This window comes from Bradyrhizobium sp. Mp27, assembly GCF_029953005.1.
In the GTDB taxonomy this organism is placed as follows: domain Bacteria; phylum Pseudomonadota; class Alphaproteobacteria; order Rhizobiales; family Xanthobacteraceae; genus Bradyrhizobium; species Bradyrhizobium barranii.
On record NZ_JASAUS010000051.1, the window covers coordinates 26,351 to 47,146 of the forward strand.

Consider the following 20,796-nt stretch of genomic DNA (forward strand, 5'->3'; position numbering starts at 1 on the left):
CCGGACTCATTGAGTGCACTGTCACCGTAATCCCGACGTCAGACATGCGTGGATGTGGGTGTGGCTCACGCAACGGTGAGCGTGCTGATGTGCCGTTCGCGCAGCTGTGATTTTCCACGGCGTGTCTTTTCTCAAGCGCATACCTAGCTAATCCTTATCAAAAAATTCGCAGGAAACGCTTTCAACAGAGCAGCCGATTCTAGCCAGCGCGAACGCTCCGCACGAAGACAACAACCGTTCGGAGTACGATTATGATTGGATTCAGGACTTCCATTATTGCAGCGATGATGTCGATTGGCGCGATAAGCTCTGCAAGTGCCCAGTGCCCGACGTGGGCGACTTCAAATCCAGCTTCGTTTCAGGCGCAATATCCCAACAGGGATATATTGAACGACTGCGAGTTGACGCCGGCAGGCAGAATGGGCCTCGAGCTCCCCGGCGGCGCGGCTCCCTGGTATGGGCCCAACAGGGCTTATGGGGCAATGCCTGGCGTTGCTCAACACCACAGCTTTCAGCACCGATCGCGGTGAGTAGAGCCGCCGAAGGCAGCCTTTGACCCATCTCGACCATCTCCCGGCGAATGCCCGCTTGGGCAACGGGCTCGCTAAATTGCCGCACAGACCGCTGCAAGGTGCTAACCTCGCCAGCCAATAGCGTGGCCCGTACAGGGGGGACGCATGCGACGGCGGGAGTTCATCGAATATCTCGGCGTTTTTGGCGCTGCAGCCGGATCGACATTGTTTGGTCAAGGCTCAAGAGCGCAGCCCGCGCGAAAACGTCCGCTCATCGCATGGGCAGGAGCTGCACCTCCGGGGGTGACGTTGCCCAATTCATAGTAGACTTGGCGTTCGGCAATTTCGTTAAGGGGCTCTCGGAGTTCGGCTACGAGCAAGGCCGTAACATCGATATCATTCGGCGACAGGACATCTTCCCGGACCGGGTACCGTCTATTGAGGAGATGGTGGCTCTGCTCAAACCCGATATCATCGCTGTGCCAGCAACACTGGAAGCCGTCGCTGCCCGAAATGCAACATCGACAATACCGATTGTCTGTGTAGCGCTTGCCGATGCGGTCCATCTCGGCTTGATCGCCAGCGAGGCTCGCCCAGGAGGAAATGTAACGGGCATTGAGCCCTACGTCGCGGGTTTGCCGACCAAGCAAATTGAACTCGTGCGAGAAATCGTGCCGAAGGCAAGGCGCGTCGGACTGCTCATCAACACGAACGATCCCAAGGGGCCGCCTCAAGTCGGGGATTTGAGGGCAGCTTGTGGGGCTTTGAGCCTCAGCGTGGTCGAAGCCGATGCCAGCGCGGCGAAGGACATTCCGAATGCGCTCGCTGCGCTGGCGAACGAAAAGGTCGATGTCGCCGTTGTCCTTCAGACCAACCTGCTGCTCAACATGAGCGAGCAGATCGGCGCTATCACGCTTGAAAAGCGGCTGCCGACCGTCTTCGGATATCGCGAGCACGTTGTCCACGGCGGCCTTGTGAGCTATGGCGTTGACTTGCGCTGGTGCTTTCGTCGCGCCGGCTATTTTGTGGACAAGATCCTCAGGGGGGCACACCCGGGCGATCTTCCCATCGAATTTCCAAGCAAGCTGTGGTTGGCAGTCAACCTCAAAACGGCAAAGGCTCTCGACGTGGCTGTACCGCCAGGGCTGCTCGCCCGCACCGACGAGGTGATCGAGTGAGGACGGCTTACTTCTCCTGATGGCCCCAATGCGAAGTGCAAGCGAACTGCGAAGTGGTCCGCTTGTCGGGCGGACCGGAAGTGACCGGCCGACTTCCCAAGCGCCGTTTTTGACCCGCTGCGGACATTGCGTCGCACGGTTAGGGCGGGCTGCCAGCCCTTTTCTCGCTCGGCTCCCGGTTGAAAGATGCTAGGCTGTGTGCCTCAATCGGGCGCTTCAAACGAGTAACTCAATGAGGCGGCGCGAGTTCATCACGCTCGTCGGCGTTGCCGCGGTTATGGGCCCGAGCCCGGCGCGGGCGGAGCAGACGAGAAAGCTACCCATCATCGGATTCTTGGGCCCGGCCTGGTCGGCCCAGGATTTCGAGGATCGGTTGCGCGAACTCGGTTGGATCGCGGGGCGGACCGTTGCGATCGAGTATCGCTCTGCGGAGGGACATACCGAACGCTCCAAGGAAATTGCGACCGAGTTCGTCCGGCTCAAGGTGAATGTCATCGTCACGGTGGGGGGATCTCCGACCCTCGCGGTAAAACGTGCGACATCGCTCATCCCAATTGTCTCCATTTCTGGCGACCCTGTTGGCAGCGACCTCGTCGCAAGTTTGGCCCGACCGGACGGCAATGCGACCGGCCTGGCGCTCAACCCCATCAGTCTTGCCGGCAAGCGCCTCGAGTTGTTGCGCGAGGTTGTCCCGGGTTTCCGCCGCTTATCCGTTATGGTCAATGCCAATAGCCCCGGTTTCAAAAACAGGATGGATGAGGTGCAGGCGGCGGCCTCCGCGCTCGGCCTCGAGGCGACGATATTGGAAATCCGGCGCGCAGAGGACGTTGCATCGGCTTTCGAGGCCCTCGGGGACCGTACGGACGCACTCTATGCCGTCGGCGTCCCACTCACCTTCGCCATTGCGACCCGAGCGCTGACCGCGCGAATTCCAACGATGTTTGAGTACCGAGAGTTCGTCGATGCGGGCGGGCTGATGTCCTACGGCGTGGACGCAACCCACCTATGGCGGCTTGCCGCGACCTTTGTCGACAGGATTTTGCGCGGGGCGAAGCCCGCCGACTTGCCAGTCCAACAGCCGACCAAGTTCGACCTCGTCATCAATCTGAAGACCGCCAGGGCACTCGGTCTGAAAGTACCGGAGTCATTCCTGTTACGCGCCGACGAGGTGGTTGAATGAGCGCGGCTGCCGGGCAGCCTCCAAGGGACCGCCGCCCAGGAACTGGCTGGAAAGCATGTCCGCCCGAGCTGCATGGTGTGAGACGAGAGCAAATATCGCTGCATTGGACAACAGGCCGAGATTTCGCGAGAGCCGCCCGGCGCTGCTCCAGCTCCTATTTCGCGCTCGCGAATACATCCGCTGCGTAGACGACCTTGCCACCCACGACCGTCAGCAGAGACGCCGTGGCGCCAATTTGCTCGACGGGGACGGACATGAAATCCCGGTCGAGAATCGCGAAGTCGGCGAGCTTGCCGTTTTCGAGCGTGCCGCGCCGCGTCTCGTCGAAACAGAACCAGGCGCTTCCCACGGTGTAGAGGCGCAAGGCATCTTCGCGGCTGGGTGTTTCGTCCGGCCCGCGCGTCGATAGTCCGCCGACGGTCTTGCCGTCGAGCATCCATTGCAGCGCCACGAACGGATTGTAGGATGCGACCCGATGCGCATCCGTGCCGGCCCCGACATGGACGCCCGTGCGCAACGCCGTGACGATGGGCGGCATCTGGCGCGCAGCTTCGCCGGCCTGCGCCACGATACGGTCGCCTCCGAGGTACATGGCGTCCTGCATGGTCCAGCCCACACCAAGGGCCTTCATCCGCGCCAGCGTTTCGAGCGAGGTGTTGTCGAGATGGGCGATGGACCAGCGCAACGGCGCGATCGGCGTCTCCTTGTTGACCTCTTCATAGAGGTCGAGGAGGTGATGGACGGATTTGTCCTCCTGCCAGTGGATGGTGACGGTCAGCCCTTGTTTGGCCGCCCAGCGAATGATCTCGAGGAACTTGTCCTTCGTCGCCGCATCGGGCGCGTTGTTGTTGTACATGGCGCCGGTGATCCGCTCGCCGATTCCGTTGAATCGCAGCATGTCGTCGCCGAATCCCATCGGCAGGAACGGCGTGAGGTTCTTGTACTCCTCGAATTCTGCGCCGACATTCTGGGCGAACAGGCTGTAGGCAACCCGCACCGACAAGGATTTGTCACGCCAGAGCTTCTGCAAGGCGGCGTAGTGGCTCGGATAAATGCTGAAGCCGCCGGGATCGACGATTCCGGTAATCCCGAGACGATTGAGCTCCGTGAAGAACTGCCGGGTGCCTGCGACATTGTCTTCGAAATTCGGCCTTGGCAGGCGATCGAACAGCGCGGAAATGCTGACGATGGTGCCGTTGAACCAGCCCGTGGTTTCACCCGATGCGGCGCGTTCGGCCGTGATCCCGGCCAGCAACTGATCCGCGGATATCCCGAGGGCCTGCTGCGCTTTCGGCGTCATCAGCAGCGCCGCATAGAACAGCTGGATGTAAGCCGGATTGTCGGGAACCGCCGACATCACCTCGGCTAGCGTGGGCCGCCGCTTCTCCGCAAACTGCAATTCGCTCCAGCCGCCGGCCACGATGATCCATGACTCCGGGCGCGCTTTGGCCGCCTGGCGCAGGCGTTCCATGGCCTCGCCAATGGTCTTTGCGCCGATCCAGTTGACCTCGGTTGCGTAGGTGAGCCCGGCGCGCACGGCGTGAATATGGGAATCGATCAATCCCGGAATGATGGTGCGTCCGCCGGCGTCGACGCGGCGCGTCGCGGGCCCGATCAGGCCTTCCATGGCATCGTTGCCGCCAACTGCAACGATCTTGCCGTCGCGGACTGCGAGAGCCTGCGCGATCGTCGATGCGGGATCCAGCGTCACGATCTTTGCGTTCGTGACAATGAGGTCGGCCTTTTGTGCGTAAGCCGAAGTGGCCCAGCACGAGATCACCAAAATCGCCAGAAGCTTGCGCATGTTCAGTCCCGGAATGAGAGAGGCAGGAATGAGAGAGGCAGGAACGGCGCCACACATCCGCCGCTGGATGCGCTCGCGGGCATCGCGTGTCGCAACGGGGAGTGTCGCGATCTTGATCATGTCTGGCTCCAACAAAATCAGCCGGTCCACCGGAAAATTCGGTCAAGGCCCAAATCATTGATTTCGCAGCCCGCCTTCGCCCGTCGGGCTTCGGCGCGGCAGCCTTCGCCCGCTTCGCTTGCCATTTGTGGCACCGGCTTGCCTAGCCGAAGCTCGCGAAGCTGTCGGGACCAATCAAAAGCGAGTCGCTTAACCCATTGATTTATCGCGGCCTGCCAAAAATTCTCGAGTCGAAAAACCCAAGAATCATGAGTCGATTTTCACCAAAAGCCAAAGCTCGTGAGTCGATAGGGGAAGCGCGCTCGATATTGAGTTCTGAGTTCGCGTTGCCCGCTAAATGTCGTAGGTCGAAGTCTCGTCAAAAGCAGCAACTAGCGGGCCGCGACTCGTGAACTAGGCCGCGAATTCTGACAAAAGCTCGAGCCCGCGAAAGCAGGTCCATCGACATCCGCGGGCGAGCATGCGCACTTGGCGGCGGCGATCCCCTGGCGCTTGTAAGCCGCGATCTTCTTCAGGATCCTCGACATCAGTCTTTCCTCGTGCGGGGTCTCGTTTGGCGACACACATTTTCGCGCGAGGCGCGCGTAGCGGGCGCCTTTGGCAATCAGCACCGCGGCAAACCGGGCAGTGAATTCGATCTGATAGCGATCTCGAATACTTCTACGCATCGGAATTTGGTCACAGTTGTAGCGCGCTTCGTCCGCGCTGAAACCATGCCGTGACCGGCTCGTCGCGTACTGGCTCGTCCTTTGGCGTCAACAGCCATTTCTCGAAAGAGCAGGTGCGCAATGGTCGACCGACACGCAGTTGAGTCGCCGCAAAAACAAGAAGTGAAGGTGTTTCATATGACGAATAGCAGAGATCTCGCCGATACTAGGTGCAGTTCATCGGCGGGGGTGGGACGCTTCCGATGTGATTCGTACTCCGGCAGCCTCGCGTGAGGAGGATCGGATATCGCCGTCAGGGCGGCAACCAACGCTCCTCTGGAAAATCTGTTTGAAACGCCGGGGTAATCGTCTCCGGCGAACGAATATTCTAAGGTTGGGGCCAGTTCGCAAGTGACACTCCTGTCAAGGGTATTCGTGCTGGTGGCTGTCGCGCTTTTGCCGGCGATCGCGCTCCAGGCGTACAACGAATTCGATCGGCGGCGCGCGCGCCAACTCGAAGTGCAGGACCATGCGCTCAGCCTGGCCAAGCTCGCGGCGGCAGACCAGCAACAAATCGTCCAGGGAATTCGTCAGGTTCTGATCGCGCTGTCGGAACTCCCATCGATCAAGTCGAGGGACAGCCTGGGATGCACTACTTACCTCGATGCAATTAAGCAGCGGTTTCCCGCATTCATTACCCTTATCGTGACCGACTTGAAGGGGCTGAGTTTTTGCCACACCGGCGGCAATCATAAGCAGGTTGACGTTTCCAAGCGCGCCTATTTCGCGAGCGCGCTCGCGACCGGTGCATTCACGGTCGGAGAATTCTCGATAGGTCTGTCGTCCGGCCGAAAAGTCATACTGTTTGCGCTGCCGTTCTACGACGACAATGGGAGTATGGGCGTCGTCATCATTGCGAGTCTCGGCCTGGAGTGGCTCGCCGACTACATCGCTCAAAAGGGAGCCTCGAAAGGAGCCGCGCTCGCCGTCACGGACCGCAACGGAACCTATCTCGCCCGCTATCCCGACAACGACCGGTTCGTCGGTACAAAGATGCCCGGTGACAAATATTTGACGATGGACGAACGCGGGGCGGTCGATATCGTCGACGTCGATGGCGTCGAGCGGATCGAAGGCTATTCCGCCCTTCAGGACGACTCCGGCGGGCTTGTCGTCAGCTTCGGCCTCGACAAGGCGCAGGCTTTCACCGAGATCCAACGCGAAACGCTGCGCGACACCTTCCTGATCCTCTTGAGCACCGTGCTGGTGTTGGCACTGGCATCGTTGGGCGCCCGGCAGTTCATCCATCGTCCGCTTGGGCAGCTGGTCGATGCCGCGAACCAATGGCGGCTCGGCGAATTTTCCCGACGCGTGGACATCAGCGGAAATGCAGAAATCGTGCGGGTGGCCGACGCGTTCAACACCATGGCTGATGCGTTGGAGCACCGTGAGCGGGAATTGTCCAAGGCGAAGGATATGGCCGAGGAGGCCGCCGCCCGGATCACGACCATCTTTGAGAGCACGAACGACAGCGTACTTATCATCGATCGGGACTGGCGCGTCAGCTATCTCAACGGACCGGCCTGGGCACAGGTCGCCGAGGGCCGCGATATCATCGGCATGCCCCTGTGCGAGGCGTTCCAAGACGGCCGCGACATTGAAGTCTTGCACCAAATTCGGGAGAAAATGTCAGAGCAACATCCGGCATTCGTCGAAACGTACTGCCCGTACCGGAATATCTGGTACGCAATCAATGCGTTTCCTTCCAGCCAGGGCACCGCAATTTTTCTCCGCGACATCACCGAACACAAGCATGCGCTGGAGGCGCGCCGCCGGGCCGAGGAGCAGTTGCATCAGAGCCAGAAAATGGAGTCCGTAGGCCAGCTCACTGGCGGAGTTGCGCACGACTTCAACAACCTGCTTACGGTAGTCTCCGGGAATCTCGAACTCGTCGAGACGGCCACGGATGTTGGAAAGGTTCGCAAGTTCGCCGCGGCCGCACGGCGCGCCATTAATCGGGGAGCAAAACTGACGGCGCAGCTCCTCGCTTTCTCGCGGCAGCAGACATTGAACCCAAAGCCGGTGAACGCCAACCAGCTCATTTCCGAGTTCCAGGAACTCATTCGTCAGGCTGTCGGGGCAGGGTGCGAGGTCAGGTTGCGGACGGACGATCGATTGTGGCTTTGCAACGTTGATCCGGCGCTGCTGGAGACTGCCCTGCTCAACCTGGTGCTCAATGCACGCGATGCCATGCCGGATGGCGGTGTGCTCGAGATCGAGACGAAGAACTTCGTAGGGGAGGAGGGCGCTGTTGCGGGGTGCTCGGCTAGACCATACGTCAGGCTGTCCGTCGCAGACACCGGGTGCGGGATGTCTCCCGAAGTGCGGGATCGGGTGTTTGAGCCCTTCTTCACGACCAAGGAGGTCGGCAAGGGGACCGGCCTTGGCCTCAGCATGGTCTATGGCTTTGTCCGACAGTCCGGAGGACACATTACCATTGAAAGCGCACTTGGAGTGGGGACCACGATTGCTTTGTATCTGCCTAAGACCACGCCAAGGCCTGAAGCGGAGAAGGAAACCACGCAGCCCCAGGCTATAGCGACCGGCTCGGAGCGAATCCTTTTGGTGGACGACGACGAGGATATTCTGCAAGTCACGTCGACAATGCTGACCAGCTACGGCTATCAGGTTTCCTGTGCTCGGAACGGCGCTGAGGCGCTTCGGATTCTTCAGAGCGACCAGGAATTTGAACTCTTGTTTAGCGATATTGTGATGCCAAACGGTATGACCGGAGTTGAGCTTGCCCGCGAAGCGAGGCGACTGCGGAGAGGCATCAAGATACTGCTCACGTCGGGTTACGCGAGGGATGTATTGCAACGACATGATGCGGTGGATGAATTTCCGATCATCCGCAAACCTTTTCGCTTTGTAGACTTGGCGCGGAGTCTCCAGGCAGTCCTGCGCGGTGCAACATCCTTGTCAGCCGACCGTTAAGGCTGGGAGCACTGAGCTTGCTGCATTGTCGTTCGACCTTGATTGCGTTTGCTATGGTCCGGTGAGATCGTTTCTGGTGCGAAAGTGGAGCGGTTACCATTCCGATCGAGCTGAGTATTGGCGACGCTCGGCCACGAGCGCGGCTCTTGATCGACGCGCTGCGACCTGTTCGACAGTATAGAACGAGGCGAGTGTCCGCGCTGGGCGCTGTACATTCAGCTGACTAGTGACGCGCAGGCCAAGGCCTTCGGGTTCAATCCGTTCGATCCGACCAAGGTGTGGCTGATGGGGCGAGAGGCAGTGGTGTCGCATTATCCGCGGATGCCGCATTTTACGGAAGATATTATCCAGGTCTTCTTCGATGAGATCAAGCAAAAGCCGGAGACCATATTCGGGAACGTCAAGGCGGATGTTCCGGCCGACAAATCCGGTCATCAGCCAATCGCGCTGGAAAGGCTGAGCCTTGGGATCATGAGGTCTCCACAGGAAGCGTGAAGACGTAGCCGACGCCGCGTTCGGCGCGGATGATCGGGGAGCTACCCCCACTGTCCCCGAGCTTGCGGCGCAAGCGCATGACTTGCATGTCGATGCTGCGGTCGAATACGTCTTCGTGGACGCGCGTCGCCTGTAGCAGGTATTCGCGTGACAGCGGCCGTTGTGGTGCAGCGAGGAATGCTGTCAACAGAGCATATTGGCCCTTGGTGAGGGGGACCGGTTCGCCTCGCGGATTGGTGAGGCGGCGTGTCCGCCGCTCGAGGCGCCACCCCCCGAAGCGAAGGCTGCCTCTTTCGCTCTCGCGCTGCGGTTTTGTCGGTCGGGCGTTCCGGCGTCGCAAGATGGCGCGGATGCGGGCCAACAATTCCCCCAAGCTAAATGGCTTGGTGATGTAGTCGTCAGCTCCGAGCTCCAGCCCGACGATTCGGTCGATTTCGTCGGGCCGGTGCCCGGTCGTAATGATGACGGGTATATCGGATCGCGCGCGGAGTTCACGAAGCAGATCGAGGCCATCTTCTCGTCCGAGCCGCAAATCGAGGACGATCAGATCGGGTTGGTTGCGCGCAAGCAGCGGTGCCACGTCGCACAGCCGGGATGCGCAGATCACGCGGACGTCATTTTCCTCGAGATAATTCGCCACCAGGATGCGGACGGCGTCATCGTCCTCGACGAGGAGGCATGTGAACGTGCGGTGCTCCTTGATGGGTGTGTGCGTTGGTCCAAGCGGCCCATGTGCCGCCGCGGCGACAAGAGCGGTTGGATTATTGGTCCGTTCGTCCATTTCATGTTCTCCGACGCTCCCGGATCGCTTTGGGATGCGCGATATCGAATACGCGTCTTGCGACGCCAATCTGCGGATCAAGTAAGTGGCCGTGCCTTTACAAGAGTGTGATTGCGGCGGTGACGCGAAAGGCCGGTCGTGAAATCAATTCGTACCGATTTGCCAAATGGGCGCGCCTTGCGCGCAACATGGAGTCGCCGTGCAATAGCTCGGCACGACAGGTTCGAAAGGCGTGGAATTTAAGCGCTTCAAGGGGGACGACTACGACCTCTCCCGTTGGCAGCACGTGCATACGATTACATCGGTGCGCGAGTTGATTTCAGACTGCATGAACGCTTCGCCGGAAATGGGGGCACGGCTTGGAAGTGACCTCCTTTCGATGGGGCGCGGCAGCACCGCGCCCCAACGGGTCTCACTCGGAGAGGATCGGCGTCGGTGCTGGCCGAAACGCAAGGTGCCGTTCAATTTCGGCGCGGCGCGGTTCAAGTGACTCAGGCAGGCAGAGAGACTGACCGAGATCTTCCCTATCCTCGTCTACAGTAAAATCGCTGGGCGTCGAGACGGCACAGATATGGCCGTCGGGATCACGAAAATGGAAGATCTTCGAATAGATTGCGTCCTGAATGCCGGAAACCTCGACGCCGGCGCGCTTCAGGCGTGCGCGTTGATCGGCAAGCGCCGGCACGTTTTCGACCTCCAACGTGAAATGATGGGAAAGACCGGTTCCGAGCCGTCCCGGGGCATAGTTGGGCAGGCCGAAGAACGTGATCACCGAACCGGGAGAAAGGTCTTCATCGCAGGGATAGTAGTAATGCGTTCCCCCCTTCTCGTCGAGATAGTCGGTCTTCTTGATCAGATTCAGTCCAACTGTTTCGACGAAAAACTTCTCCGTACGCTCTGCGTTGCTGGATATTGACGTGATATGGTGGAACCCACGCAGCGCATAATCATCGGTGATAAACGGCATCGGAGCCGGCCAAGTTTCTGACGCGATGGACAATTCGCTCCGGCCGCCGACCAGATTTTCCGCAGGCTGATGCTTGAATTCCGATCCCAGAACAACTTCGTCACGGCCGAAACCGGGTTCCGATGTTGCGATTTCGATGATTGCGCCGTCCGGGTCGGGAAAATAGATCGCATGGAAGTAGTGTCGATTATAGGGGCCAGTGACGTGAATGCCAAAGTCCGTAAGCCGCCGCTTCCACTTCAAGAGTCCGTTTCGATTAGGGACGTGAAGGGCAAGATGATGGTTGGTGCCGGCACCCCAGCGCCCCTTAGGATCACCTGCGCGCGGGTTTGAAACAGCATCTGCCGCGAGGGCGGGATCGGTAAATCCCTCCTTCGGCATCATGTAGAAGATCGGATTCCATTCAAGATAGGTTACGGTTTGCGAGCGTGGGAGCTCCTCCGCGAGGCTGTTAAAGCCGAAGGTGATCACTGGCAATCGTCCATCGAGATGGCTGACAGTGCGCTTGACAACGCGAAGACCGAGTATGGCCGTATAAAAATGCACGATCCTTTCGAGATTCGAGCAAACGAAGGTCTGGCTGTTGACGCCGTTGATGATCATCTGGTTCATGATTTTAGCCTCTCCTGTTGTTCGGCGCTAAGACAACTCTCCCAGCAAGGCGGACTTCCGATCTGGGCGATGATGGCAGCGGACAGCGCTCTTACTTTCCGTGCCAGAAAACGGTTCTGCGGATAGACGATGGAAAGGTCGTCGGGCACCAGCTGCCAATCGAGATCGACGACCTGGACCTCTCCCGCCTCGATCGCCTTGTGAACGATGAAGAGGGGCAGCGCTGCAATCGCCACGCCGTCTTTCACCGCCGCCAGCTGGATATCGCCGCTATTGACCCTCATGCGGCTCTTTGGCGTCACGCTCTTGAGCTCGTCGCCCCGGCGGAAGATCCATTCCGACTGAGGGGTGAGATTGGCATAGCTGACGGCGTAGTGGTTCTCGAGACTCTCGATCGAGTGGGGGTTTCCGTTCTCGGCAATGTAGCGCGGCGAGCAGACCACTACCCGATTGCTCTGCCCGAACCGGCGCGCGATCAGCGCGGAATTCTTCAGCCTTCCAATTCGGACCGCCATGTCGAAGGAGTCGCCGACCAGATCGTGCATGCGGTCGTCGAATTCGATCTGGAGATCAATCAAGGGGTGGTTTTGTAAGAAAGTCGAAAATACATCAGTCAGATGTCGTACAGCAAAACTCATCGGGGCGGCGATGCGGATCGTGCCGGAGAACTCGTCCTGCCGATCGCTCACCTCCTCGGCTGCGAGCTGGAAATCCTCGATGATTTTCTGGCAACGCTCAAAGAAGTATTTACCGCTGTCGGTGAGGGCCTGCTGCCGCGTCGACCGGCTCAGCAGCCTGACATTCAGGGCTGCCTCCAGTGCGCTGAGGCGTTGACTGACGACGGACTTGGAGACGCCAGACGCCGGCCAGCTTCTCGCATGCTTCCCGCTTCGACGATTGCGATAAACGTCGTGATGACATCGATACGAAGATTGGCGGGCTTCATGCCGCTCCGTGTGCGTTCTTGGCCAACTGCACCTCCCTTTGATTCATCCCAACACCAGTCCCTTTGGTCGGCGCTAAAGTTCATTATCCCTGGCGTCGATCCAGTCGGTACCTTTAGGTTGCAGGCAGTATAAAGTCTGCGCATTGAACCCGACAGAACCGGACGGCCATCTCGCCAACCCGGTATTGCTTAAGCAAGGAGTCCCTCGCATCGGGGCCGCGAAAGGCGCGCCATATCGTCTGTTGCTGCTCCGGACTTTCAGGTTACTTCTGCCTGATCTCCTCGCCGAGTGCCCACTTCGAGAAGAAGGCATTGATGCCGAAGGCGGTGTGCTCCTTGAGGATGTCCATCACGCCTTGGTAGGTTTCCTGGCGTCCCCAATCCTGCTGCAGTTCATAGACGAAGTGTTCGGCGGTGGTCGAAACTGCGCCGGCTTGGATCATGCGCTCGACGGCCCGCTCGTGAACCTGCAAGTCCGTGTCCCCGCAGGCATCCGCAACGAAGAAGATCTCGTATCCGCGGCGAAGACCCTCGATGACGTTGAACGCCGTGCAGGCACCGGTCCACAGGCCGGCAATGACCAGCCGCTTGCGTCCGGTTGCCTCCACGGCGGAGACGAAGCCGGAATCGAGCCAAGCATTGATCGACGTGCGATCCTGGATCGGATGATCGGGGAACACATCCTTGGCGACCTCCGGCACGAAGGGGCCGGCGAAGGTGTTCGCGGTTACGGTCGTCAGCACCGTCGGAAGCTTGAAGAGCTTGGCAGCCTTGACGATCATCTGCAGATTGTTTCTGATTTTCAGGCGGTCATGGCTTTCAACCCCCATGAACATCTGCGGCTGGAAATCGATGAGAACGAGCGCTGCGTCCTCGGGTGAGAAATGCTGGAGAAAATTAGTCGGCATCTTCTTTCCTTTGAGTCGTGAACTCTTCCTTGCGGAAGCGTCACAAGTTAAGGAAGGGCGGACAGTCCAAGAAGTGCTCTAGAGACATACTCTGTATCCGGCAAAACCGGACAATTGTCGCTGCTTCGCCGGTGCAGCCGGTCTTCTCCGCCGCTAGATTGAGGATCGAGAGCGCGCGCCGATTGTGCGCGACAAGGCCCCGCCGATATTCGACAAAATCCTGCTTGGCCGCGGCGGCCAGGTCATACAGGAAGCTTTTGACGACTCCGTTCTTTGTCCTCCAAACCGCAGGCGCAACCTTCTATTGTTCCGCGCCCGCCGTGATCAGAAGGAACTGTCTGCCATCGATGGCGACGCTCGTCGACGTGAGAAGATCTCGAGTTTCGACGAAACACATACATACCTTGCTGAGTGGGGGCGGGACCTGGCTTGCAGCACTTGGCAAGACAGTACAAGGCGGGCGCTGACTCTACAATCCGTGACATCGGTAACGAACTAGACCGCGCTTGAAATGGCTTTGGTACGGATTGGCGCCAGGCTTCACACCTCCTGTTGGGGAAAGTTTCACGAACAACCGCGAGGACGGCCGGCATGCTGGAGACAATAACTAGGGATATTGATGCTGTTCTGCGTAGGCTCAGCGGTCAACTCGAAGGTCGGGTCTCAACACAAGCCGATGAAGGCTATAGGGCCGCCTGTGCGATCTGGGCCAAGCCGGTTGGACGCCGGCCTCGTGCCATCGTCCATTGTCGGGAAGCGCGGGACATCCAGTTTGCCATTGCGGCCGCGCGTTCCGCCGGGATTCCGCTCTCCGTGCGTGGCGGCGGCCACGATTGGGCGGGTCGTGCGTTATGCGACGGGATCGTGCTTGACCTCGGCGGTATGCGGGATGTGGTCGTTAATGCCGACATTGCCTGGGTCTCCGGTGGCACCCGTGCCTCCGATCTGCTCGCGGCGACCGATCCGCTTGGCCTCGCCGCCGTAACTGGCTCGTGCAGTATGGTCGGCATGGCCGGGCTTACATTGGGTGGTGGCTACGGTCCGCTGATCGGACGTTTTGGGCTTGCGCTCGACAATCTGTTGGCGGCCGATGTCGTCCTGGCGGACGGATGTCTGGTGACCGCAGAGCGCGGGCGCAACGAAGACCTGTTCTGGGCCTTGCGCGGCGGCGGCGGCAATTTTGGCGTGGTCACGGCTATGCGGATTCGGCTGCACAAACTGCGCTGTGTCGTGTCCGGTGCGCTGGTCTATCCGTTCTCGGAAGCCCGGGACGTCCTTCGGCGCTGCGCCGACGCGGCCCGGTTCGCGCCAGACGAACTGACCGTGCAGGTCGTCGCGGGGGCGGGGCCCGATGGCACTCCGGTCATCATGATCTTGCCGACCTGGAGTGGCTCGCGCGACGAGGCCGACACTCATGTAGCGCCATTCCTCAAGCTTGGGACGGCGCTCTCCAATACAGTGGAAACGGTTCGCTACGGCGCTTCAGTGTCGGTGTTTGATCCAGCCATCGTGAATGGGCAAAGTGTGTTTATGGAAACGTGCTTGCTCCCCGTACTCGACGAGGCAGGGATCGACATGCTTTTGAAGGCAATGGCGAGTGCGCCATCGGCCGGCTGCTCGATGATCACCCATGAGTTCAAGGGAGCGGCCTCTCGGGTCCCATTGGATGCGACTGCGTTTGGCCTGCGTCGGGATCATGTGTCCATCGAAATCCTTGCTTCATTTGACGACGGAGCGGGAGCGGAGGAAGAGCGGCGGCATCGCCAATGGGTGCGTGACGCTCGCGAGGCGTTCGCAAGTATCGCGCTTCCCGGCGGATACCCAAACATGCTGGGCGAGGGTGAGGCCGCGCGCGCTGCAGCGAGCTTTGGCCAGAACTCTGAACGGCTGCTCAGGGCCAAGCGTCTTTATGACCCGGGCAATGTGTTCCGGTCTGCTATCCCGCTGCCGATCGTTGCCGAAGCTCGATGAGTGGGAAATGGGAGCAGACCTTATCATGGGCACTTCGATTTTGCGCCGTTATTTATGGCGAAGACGCTGTCGCTTTGCTGGATGAGGAAAGAACAATGACTGCACTCACCGGACGTCAAGTGGTCGGAGCTGCGGCGGCATCTCGCGTGGGGACGGCAGGAATCGATCAGACGCTGAGTGATGCGGTCAATTCCAGGAGGGTACCCGGCGTGGTGGGGCTGGCGACCAACGACAGAGGAATGATCTATTCGGGCGCGTTCGGTGTGCGGCGTCTCGCGCAGCCCCAGGCAATGACGGTCGATTCAGTATTCTGGATCGCGTCCATGACCAAAGCCGCGACGACGGTGGCGGCCATGCAGATGGTCGAGCAAGGAAAGCTGAAGCTCGATCAGCCCGCCAGCGAGGTCCTGCCGGATTTGGCGTCGGCACAGGTGTTAGAGGGGTTTGACGCGGCAGGTACGCCTAGGCTTCGCCCAGCCAAGCGGCCGATCACTCTGCGGCAACTGCTGACGCACACCGCAGGCTTTACCTACGACACGTTCAACGAGAATGCCGGTCGCTATGAAAAACAGGCCTGCCTGCCCGCCATTATCACTTGCAAGGACGACGCGCTCAAGACTCTCTTGGCTTTCGACCCTGGCGACCGTTGGGAATACGGCATCAATGTCGATTTTGCGGGCAAGATGGTCGAAAAGGCGAGCGGTAAGCGGCTGGAAAGCTATTTCCACGAGCACATCTTCGTCCCTCTCGGAATGACCGATACTAGCTTCAAGCTCAGCCCTTCCCAACGCGAACGGCTTGTGACGATGCACGCGCGAGGCGCAGATGGCGCATTGAAACCTATCGAATTTGAAATGCCGCAAGCGCCGGAGTTCTTCAGCGGCGGCGCGGGCCTATACTCGACGGGCCCCGATTACCTGAAATTCCTACGCATGTTTCTCAACAACGGTAGTCTCGATGGGAAGAAGGTACTGCGACCGGAGACGGTGGCAATGATGGGGCAGAACCAGATCGGCAACGTCAACGTCATGACGCTGAACAGCGTTCAGCCCGATAGCTCGCGTGACGTCGAGTTCTTTCCAGGGATAGTGAAGAAATGGGGACTGGGCTTCTTGATCAACACCGAGACTGCGCCGACTGGGCGAATTGCAGGCAGTCTCGCTTGGGCCGGTATCGCCAACACCTACTTCTGGATTGATCAGAGCAGGAACATCGCAGGCGTCGTCCTGATGCAGTTCCTTCCGTTTTGCGACGCGCAGGCCTTGCAGACGTTTGCTGATTTCGAAAGTCGCCTTTACGAGATCACGTAGCTCGCAGAGGGCAATCACGACTTTCGCATTCACGGTCCTCATCATTGGCACCTCTCGCGGCCTCGGCCTGCCGACACGGTGATACAATAGTGGTCGCGACTTCCAAAATTGGCCCTAGGCGCACCTCGGCTACTGGGTCTGCATGTTCATTCCGGGAACGTTGGGCATGGTGACCGGCGGCTTCTGCTCGCATAGAAGGGCACTCGACGACGCTGGAGCGTCAATCCTGCGCTCGCCCATCGTGCGGTATTGTTCCTGGCAAGATTCTTTTGGCGGCTTGCTGCCGTTTTATTGGCTGACCGTTGTTTTGGTCAGAACCGCAGGAACGGCGGTCGGTGATTTCATCTCCGGACGCAACATGCTTGGCCTGCCTGTGAGCATTGCGGTCACGGGGATCACTTCATTGGTCTCGCGCTCTTCTGGAGGCAGCAGTCGAACTGGCGGCGATGTACCAATATCAGACGCTGATGCTGCGCTCTTGATATGACCCGCGACATCCCTATATCCGCGCTCCATGACGTTGACTGACGAATTATCGCTGACGCAGCAGGACGGCGGCCTACCGGCGGCGCGGGCCGGCGGCGCGCCAGGCGAAACCGGTATTTCCATTGCGTCGCTTCAGTTCGAAGGCAGCGCGCATATTAGCGGCGCACCGCGACGGCGTCTGGTCAACCTGTCGCTGCCCGACCGCTTCGACCGCCGGATTGCGGGCCGGGAAACTCCGGCACGAACCGCCAATGGGGTCGTTGACCATCTGTCCTGCCGCCGTGGAAAACATTGCGAACACAGCACACACGCTCGATGCCCTGGTCGTCGGCATCGACCCGAACCGTTTTGCGCTGGCTGCCGCCCAGCGTTCAGCAAGCGAACAAGATGGCCGCCGGCAGTACAGAGGCTAATTTTCGTTTCTGCCGGAGCAAGCTGCATTGCCGATCACGGCCAGACCTGACGCAGCAGCCGGGCTTGGCTACGGCAAGTTTGTGAGATCAATTATGTTGGCAGATGTCAGTCATATCATCGTCGTCGATGATGATGCCGCTTTGCGGCAGATGGTGATCGAATATCTGGAACAGCACAGTGTGCCGAGCAGGGCCGCATCCAGCCGCGCCGAACTGCATCTTCATCTTGAACGAACGCAGCCTAGTCTGATCATTCTCGACCTTCGTCTAGGTCAGGACGATGGATTGAATATGCTGCGGGAAATTCGTGCACATTCCGATGTGCCTGTCATCATAACGACCGGACACCGGCTCGACGAAACCGACCGTATCGTCGGGCTCGAATCCGGCGCCGACGACTACATCATCAAGCCATTCAGCTTGAGAGAGCTCCTGGCGCGAGTCCGCGCCGTGTTGCGGCGTCAGGATATGGGGCGGGCCGCGCGTGCCCATGAACCAGAACGAGGCGGCTATCGCTTCAACGGCTGGAAACTCGAACGTCGCGGCCGCAGTCTGATAGACGTCAACAACACGAAGGTCCCCCTGAGCAAGGGCGAATACGCCTTGTTGCTGGCTTTTCTTGAAGCGCCGCAGCGCCCGCTGACGCGTGAGCACCTGCTTCAGGCGACCCGCTTCCACGAAGACATCTTTGACCGGAGCGTCGACGTTCAAGTGCTGCGATTGCGGCGGAAGCTGGAGGCCGACCCGAGCGCGCCACGCATCATCCAAACCGAGCGCGGCGTTGGTTACGTCTTCACGATCCCGGTCGAGCCGTTCTAGGCTGCCACGATTGCAATTGGATGCTGCGCACGAACGCGGCCCGACTTGCGGGGGGCTATCCTGCGCCTATGGCCGGGAGATGCAGCAGCGCGAATCGTCCACAAAGAGCGGACGGTGTGTTGCTATTTTTCTGGCTTCTGGACGAACCTTTCACTCGCTAGCTTTCGCCCCGCTCAGGCAGCTTGTTTGAGGTTTGCGCGCTCCGTCACTGCGTAAAGTCGACTCCAAAGGGGTTTTAACATGCACAAGAACGCCTTCACGCCCGACAATGCCGCGATGGTGCTGATCGACCACCAGGTCGGTACGATGTCGTGGACGCACTCTCTCGATATCAACATCGTCAGGAAAAACGCGATTAAGCTCGCGCAAATCGCGAAGGCTTTGAAAATGCCGGTGGTGTTGACCTCGAGCATGGAGGATCAGATCAATTTCACCGGCCCGCTTATACCGGAGCTCGAACAAATCCTGCCTGAGGCATTTGCTGCAAGGATCAGACGGCCGGGCATCGTCAACGCGATGCACCATGAAGGCTTCAACAAAGCCGTCAAGGCAATCGGTCGTGAGAAGCTTTTCGTGGCCGGTATTACCACCGAAATTTGTGTCACCTTTCCTGTGCTGCAAATGCTGGAGGAGGGGTATGAGGTTCAGGTATCGGCTGACGCCTCGGCTTCGTTTTCGCAAGTCGGTAATGATCTGGCACTGCAGCGCATGCACAAGGCGGGCGCAGCTATCGTGACTGTTCCACAGATCGTCTCCGAGCTGGCGCTCGATTGGACCAGCGCGAACGGCAAGAAGCTGGTCTCGATCATCGAATATTCGTGAGGCTGCCTGTCGTACGAGCGGCCTCTCGGTTGTGGCCAGGGACCTTTCGCTGGCGATAGCGACGACGGCATATCGTCGACCGGCAGGTCGGCTTCGTGACCGGCGCAAGTTCGATACCTTCTTGGCGCCGGAACGTTGACTAAGGCGGTCCGGTGCCGAAAGCGGAGAGTCATGGAATGGAATTCGACTGCTCCCTTCATGGTCGGCCCGCTTCGCGGGGCGGCGCTCGAGCAGGGGCGCGTTGGACTTCATCCAGGCCTCCCCTGGGCGCTGCTCACTATCGTTGTCGAGATCACCGGTCCGATACTTGATCAGCGGGCGCTACGTATGGTTGGGGCCGGGGATGCTCAGCATCTTCAAAGGCCTCGCCAATCTTCTCGTCAATCGAGTCTGGGAAATGACTGGCGACGAGCGTTTCGTAGCAATCAATGGCTTCTTCGAACACATCGATTTGATCGCCGGCTACATCCTGGCCGCGCTCGCGGCTGAGCAGGAATACGGACGGCGGCAGGCAGGGTGAACCAAGGCTGCTGCGCGCGAACGCGACCCGGGTTGCGGGGGTATCCTGCGCCATGGCGAGGAGAGGCAGCAGTGATGGTGAAGACGTGGCGGCAGACTGCAGCTGTAGCCGTTTTTGCTGTAGCTGTGACGGCGGCGTGACAGCGGAGCGTCAGGATGTCTCCTGCAAACACCGCGCAGGAGAAATCGTCCTATGCTGAAACAGTACTTCTCCTCAAACGTGAATCGGATGGTGCGGCCTTTCCGGATGCGGATCAGCCAGATCGCGCGCGACCTCCGTTTGTCGGATGATCGTAGCAGCGGCAGGCTCGTCCGCACAGAGTCTGTGGTGCCGGTCGCGGACACAGATAGTCCGACCAGCCGTTCGTGGTGGACGGGCCCGGCGTTCTTCGTAGAGGGTTTTGTCCTCGATGGCGTGTCGCCGCATCCAAGTGCGAGGTTCGCCGCTGATGAGGCGGAGTTGGCCACCGTACATGCTCGCCAGGTGCGCCTAGCCGCTGGCTGTCCGCCTGTCATGACGCACGGGCAGGGCGGCTTGCCGCCAAAAGAGAGCAACGTCATCGCGTCAGAGCTCGCAGCGGGTGTTGAGCAACGTCCGCCTAGCCGCGGGAACTGGATGGGCGAGCTTGGTGAGAGGGTCGTGGCGCTGTGGACGCATTGGCGCCGGGAGCGGGCGATCAAAAGCGCGGTCGCTGCCCTGGCGAAATACGACCAGCGGACCTTGCGGGACCTCGGCATCCACGGCCGAGCGGATATCGAGCGGATGGTGAGGTATTGCCGTGATTGCTGACGCGGCCTTTGCCGATCGAAGGAAATCACTGCGTTCTTGATGTGCCGGGCCAAATGCGCCCAAAGCGCGCGGCCGCCGCGAGCGCCATCGCAAAGAGCTAAATCACCACCAGTCTTCACTGCCAACAGAAATCGACGAGCACGAGGGCCGTCCACGTCTGGTTAACTCAGAGGATCCCACAGATGTACAAATTGATCCGGACCATTATTCCAATCTTGCTCCTCAGCGGTCGCGCCGCTGCCGCACACGTGATCGCGCCGGGAAGATTGTCGATCAGCTCGGTGAGTGTGCAGATCGCGTTGTCACAGCCACCCGGTCCGGACCTGGCCGGGCGCGCGCCAGTTGGCCATCGACAGCCGAAGATGAGAGATGTCCTCTTTGAAAACCCGAGCGACCTCGAACGGCGCAGCGAAGAGGACATGAAGATCGATCGCAAGCTCATCATTTGCCGCGCCTGCTGACCAGAGCAGTCGGGCAGATGACCTTGCCGGCGAAGAGGGAAGCGACCGCAAGGCCACAGCT

The 20,796-nt window shown here is 59.7% G+C and carries 18 protein-coding genes; 13 read left to right on the forward strand and 5 right to left on the reverse strand.

Going from position 1 to position 20,796, the window contains the following annotated elements:
• Positions 1-841 precede the first annotated feature (841 nt).
• Both QJT78_RS24530 and QJT78_RS24535 read left to right on the forward strand, forming a co-directional pair.
• Positions 842-1,690, forward strand: a complete 849-nt coding sequence (locus QJT78_RS24530; RefSeq protein ID WP_240537593.1) for an ABC transporter substrate-binding protein — start codon at positions 842-844, stop codon at positions 1,688-1,690.
• Between the two features lie 232 nt (positions 1,691-1,922).
• On the forward strand, positions 1,923-2,870 hold the full coding sequence (locus QJT78_RS24535) for an ABC transporter substrate-binding protein (RefSeq protein ID WP_028152861.1): 948 nt from the start codon (positions 1,923-1,925) through the stop codon (positions 2,868-2,870).
• Positions 2,871-3,024: 154 nt separating this feature from the next.
• Here QJT78_RS24535 and QJT78_RS24540 read toward each other — a convergent pair whose 3' ends face one another.
• Positions 3,025-4,794: an amidohydrolase gene (locus QJT78_RS24540; protein ID WP_249166112.1), complete on the reverse strand. Its 1,770-nt coding sequence runs from the start codon at positions 4,792-4,794 to the stop codon at positions 3,025-3,027.
• 1,082 nt (positions 4,795-5,876) lie between these two features.
• Between QJT78_RS24540 and QJT78_RS24545 the strand changes: the two genes are divergently transcribed.
• Positions 5,877-8,435, forward strand: a complete 2,559-nt coding sequence (locus QJT78_RS24545; RefSeq protein ID WP_281460339.1) for an ATP-binding protein — start codon at positions 5,877-5,879, stop codon at positions 8,433-8,435.
• A gap of 285 nt (positions 8,436-8,720) precedes the next feature.
• Positions 8,721-8,930: a hypothetical protein gene (locus tag QJT78_RS24550; RefSeq protein ID WP_038943497.1), complete on the forward strand. Its 210-nt coding sequence runs from the start codon at positions 8,721-8,723 to the stop codon at positions 8,928-8,930.
• On the opposite strand, the gene QJT78_RS24555 is transcribed toward QJT78_RS24550, so the two are convergent.
• From QJT78_RS24555 to QJT78_RS24570, 4 genes are all read right to left on the reverse strand, one after another.
• Positions 8,905-9,711 carry a response regulator gene (locus QJT78_RS24555; RefSeq protein WP_080586599.1) on the reverse strand — a complete coding sequence of 269 codons (807 nt, stop codon included), beginning with the start codon at positions 9,709-9,711 and terminating at the stop codon, positions 8,905-8,907. The genes QJT78_RS24550 and QJT78_RS24555 overlap by 26 nt on opposite strands.
• Before the next feature lie 412 nt (positions 9,712-10,123).
• Entirely contained in the window at positions 10,124-11,290 is a 1,167-nt protein-coding gene (locus QJT78_RS24560; protein WP_049807655.1) for a VOC family protein, read from the reverse strand.
• Complete coding sequence (locus QJT78_RS24565) at positions 11,287-11,979, reverse strand: substrate binding domain-containing protein (RefSeq protein WP_080586598.1); 693 nt, start codon at positions 11,977-11,979, stop codon at positions 11,287-11,289. The genes QJT78_RS24560 and QJT78_RS24565 overlap by 4 nt, the downstream gene beginning before the upstream one ends.
• Before the next feature lie 520 nt (positions 11,980-12,499).
• Entirely contained in the window at positions 12,500-13,144 is a 645-nt protein-coding gene (locus tag QJT78_RS24570; RefSeq protein ID WP_028152866.1) for a hydrolase, read from the reverse strand.
• 591 nt (positions 13,145-13,735) lie between these two features.
• Between QJT78_RS24570 and QJT78_RS24575 the strand changes: the two genes are divergently transcribed.
• The 9 genes from QJT78_RS24575 (at position 13,736) to QJT78_RS24615 (ending at position 20,735) form a co-directional block, all read left to right on the forward strand.
• Positions 13,736-15,115, forward strand: a complete 1,380-nt coding sequence (locus QJT78_RS24575; RefSeq protein WP_049807652.1) for an FAD-binding oxidoreductase — start codon at positions 13,736-13,738, stop codon at positions 15,113-15,115.
• A gap of 95 nt (positions 15,116-15,210) precedes the next feature.
• Complete coding sequence (locus QJT78_RS24580; protein ID WP_281460340.1) at positions 15,211-16,425, forward strand: serine hydrolase domain-containing protein; 1,215 nt, start codon at positions 15,211-15,213, stop codon at positions 16,423-16,425.
• 166 nt (positions 16,426-16,591) lie between these two features.
• Positions 16,592-16,912, forward strand: coding sequence for a hypothetical protein (locus QJT78_RS24585; RefSeq protein ID WP_157790186.1), 321 nt, complete (start codon positions 16,592-16,594; stop codon positions 16,910-16,912).
• Between the two features lie 250 nt (positions 16,913-17,162).
• Positions 17,163-17,324, forward strand: coding sequence for a hypothetical protein (locus QJT78_RS24590; protein WP_155258050.1), 162 nt, complete (start codon positions 17,163-17,165; stop codon positions 17,322-17,324).
• A gap of 93 nt (positions 17,325-17,417) precedes the next feature.
• On the forward strand, positions 17,418-18,143 hold the full coding sequence (locus QJT78_RS24595; RefSeq protein WP_028152870.1) for a response regulator: 726 nt from the start codon (positions 17,418-17,420) through the stop codon (positions 18,141-18,143).
• Positions 18,144-18,383: 240 nt separating this feature from the next.
• Entirely contained in the window at positions 18,384-18,965 is a 582-nt protein-coding gene (locus QJT78_RS24600; protein ID WP_028152871.1) for an isochorismatase family protein, read from the forward strand.
• 343 nt (positions 18,966-19,308) lie between these two features.
• Positions 19,309-19,485: a hypothetical protein gene (locus tag QJT78_RS24605; protein WP_155258051.1), complete on the forward strand. Its 177-nt coding sequence runs from the start codon at positions 19,309-19,311 to the stop codon at positions 19,483-19,485.
• Positions 19,486-19,677: 192 nt separating this feature from the next.
• The gene (locus tag QJT78_RS24610; protein WP_028152872.1) at positions 19,678-20,274 is read left to right on the forward strand and encodes a DUF1127 domain-containing protein; all 597 of its coding nucleotides are present in this window, start codon (positions 19,678-19,680) and stop codon (positions 20,272-20,274) included.
• 182 nt (positions 20,275-20,456) lie between these two features.
• Positions 20,457-20,735 carry a hypothetical protein gene (locus tag QJT78_RS24615; RefSeq protein WP_028152873.1) on the forward strand — a complete coding sequence of 93 codons (279 nt, stop codon included), beginning with the start codon at positions 20,457-20,459 and terminating at the stop codon, positions 20,733-20,735.
• Positions 20,736-20,796 lie beyond the last annotated feature (61 nt).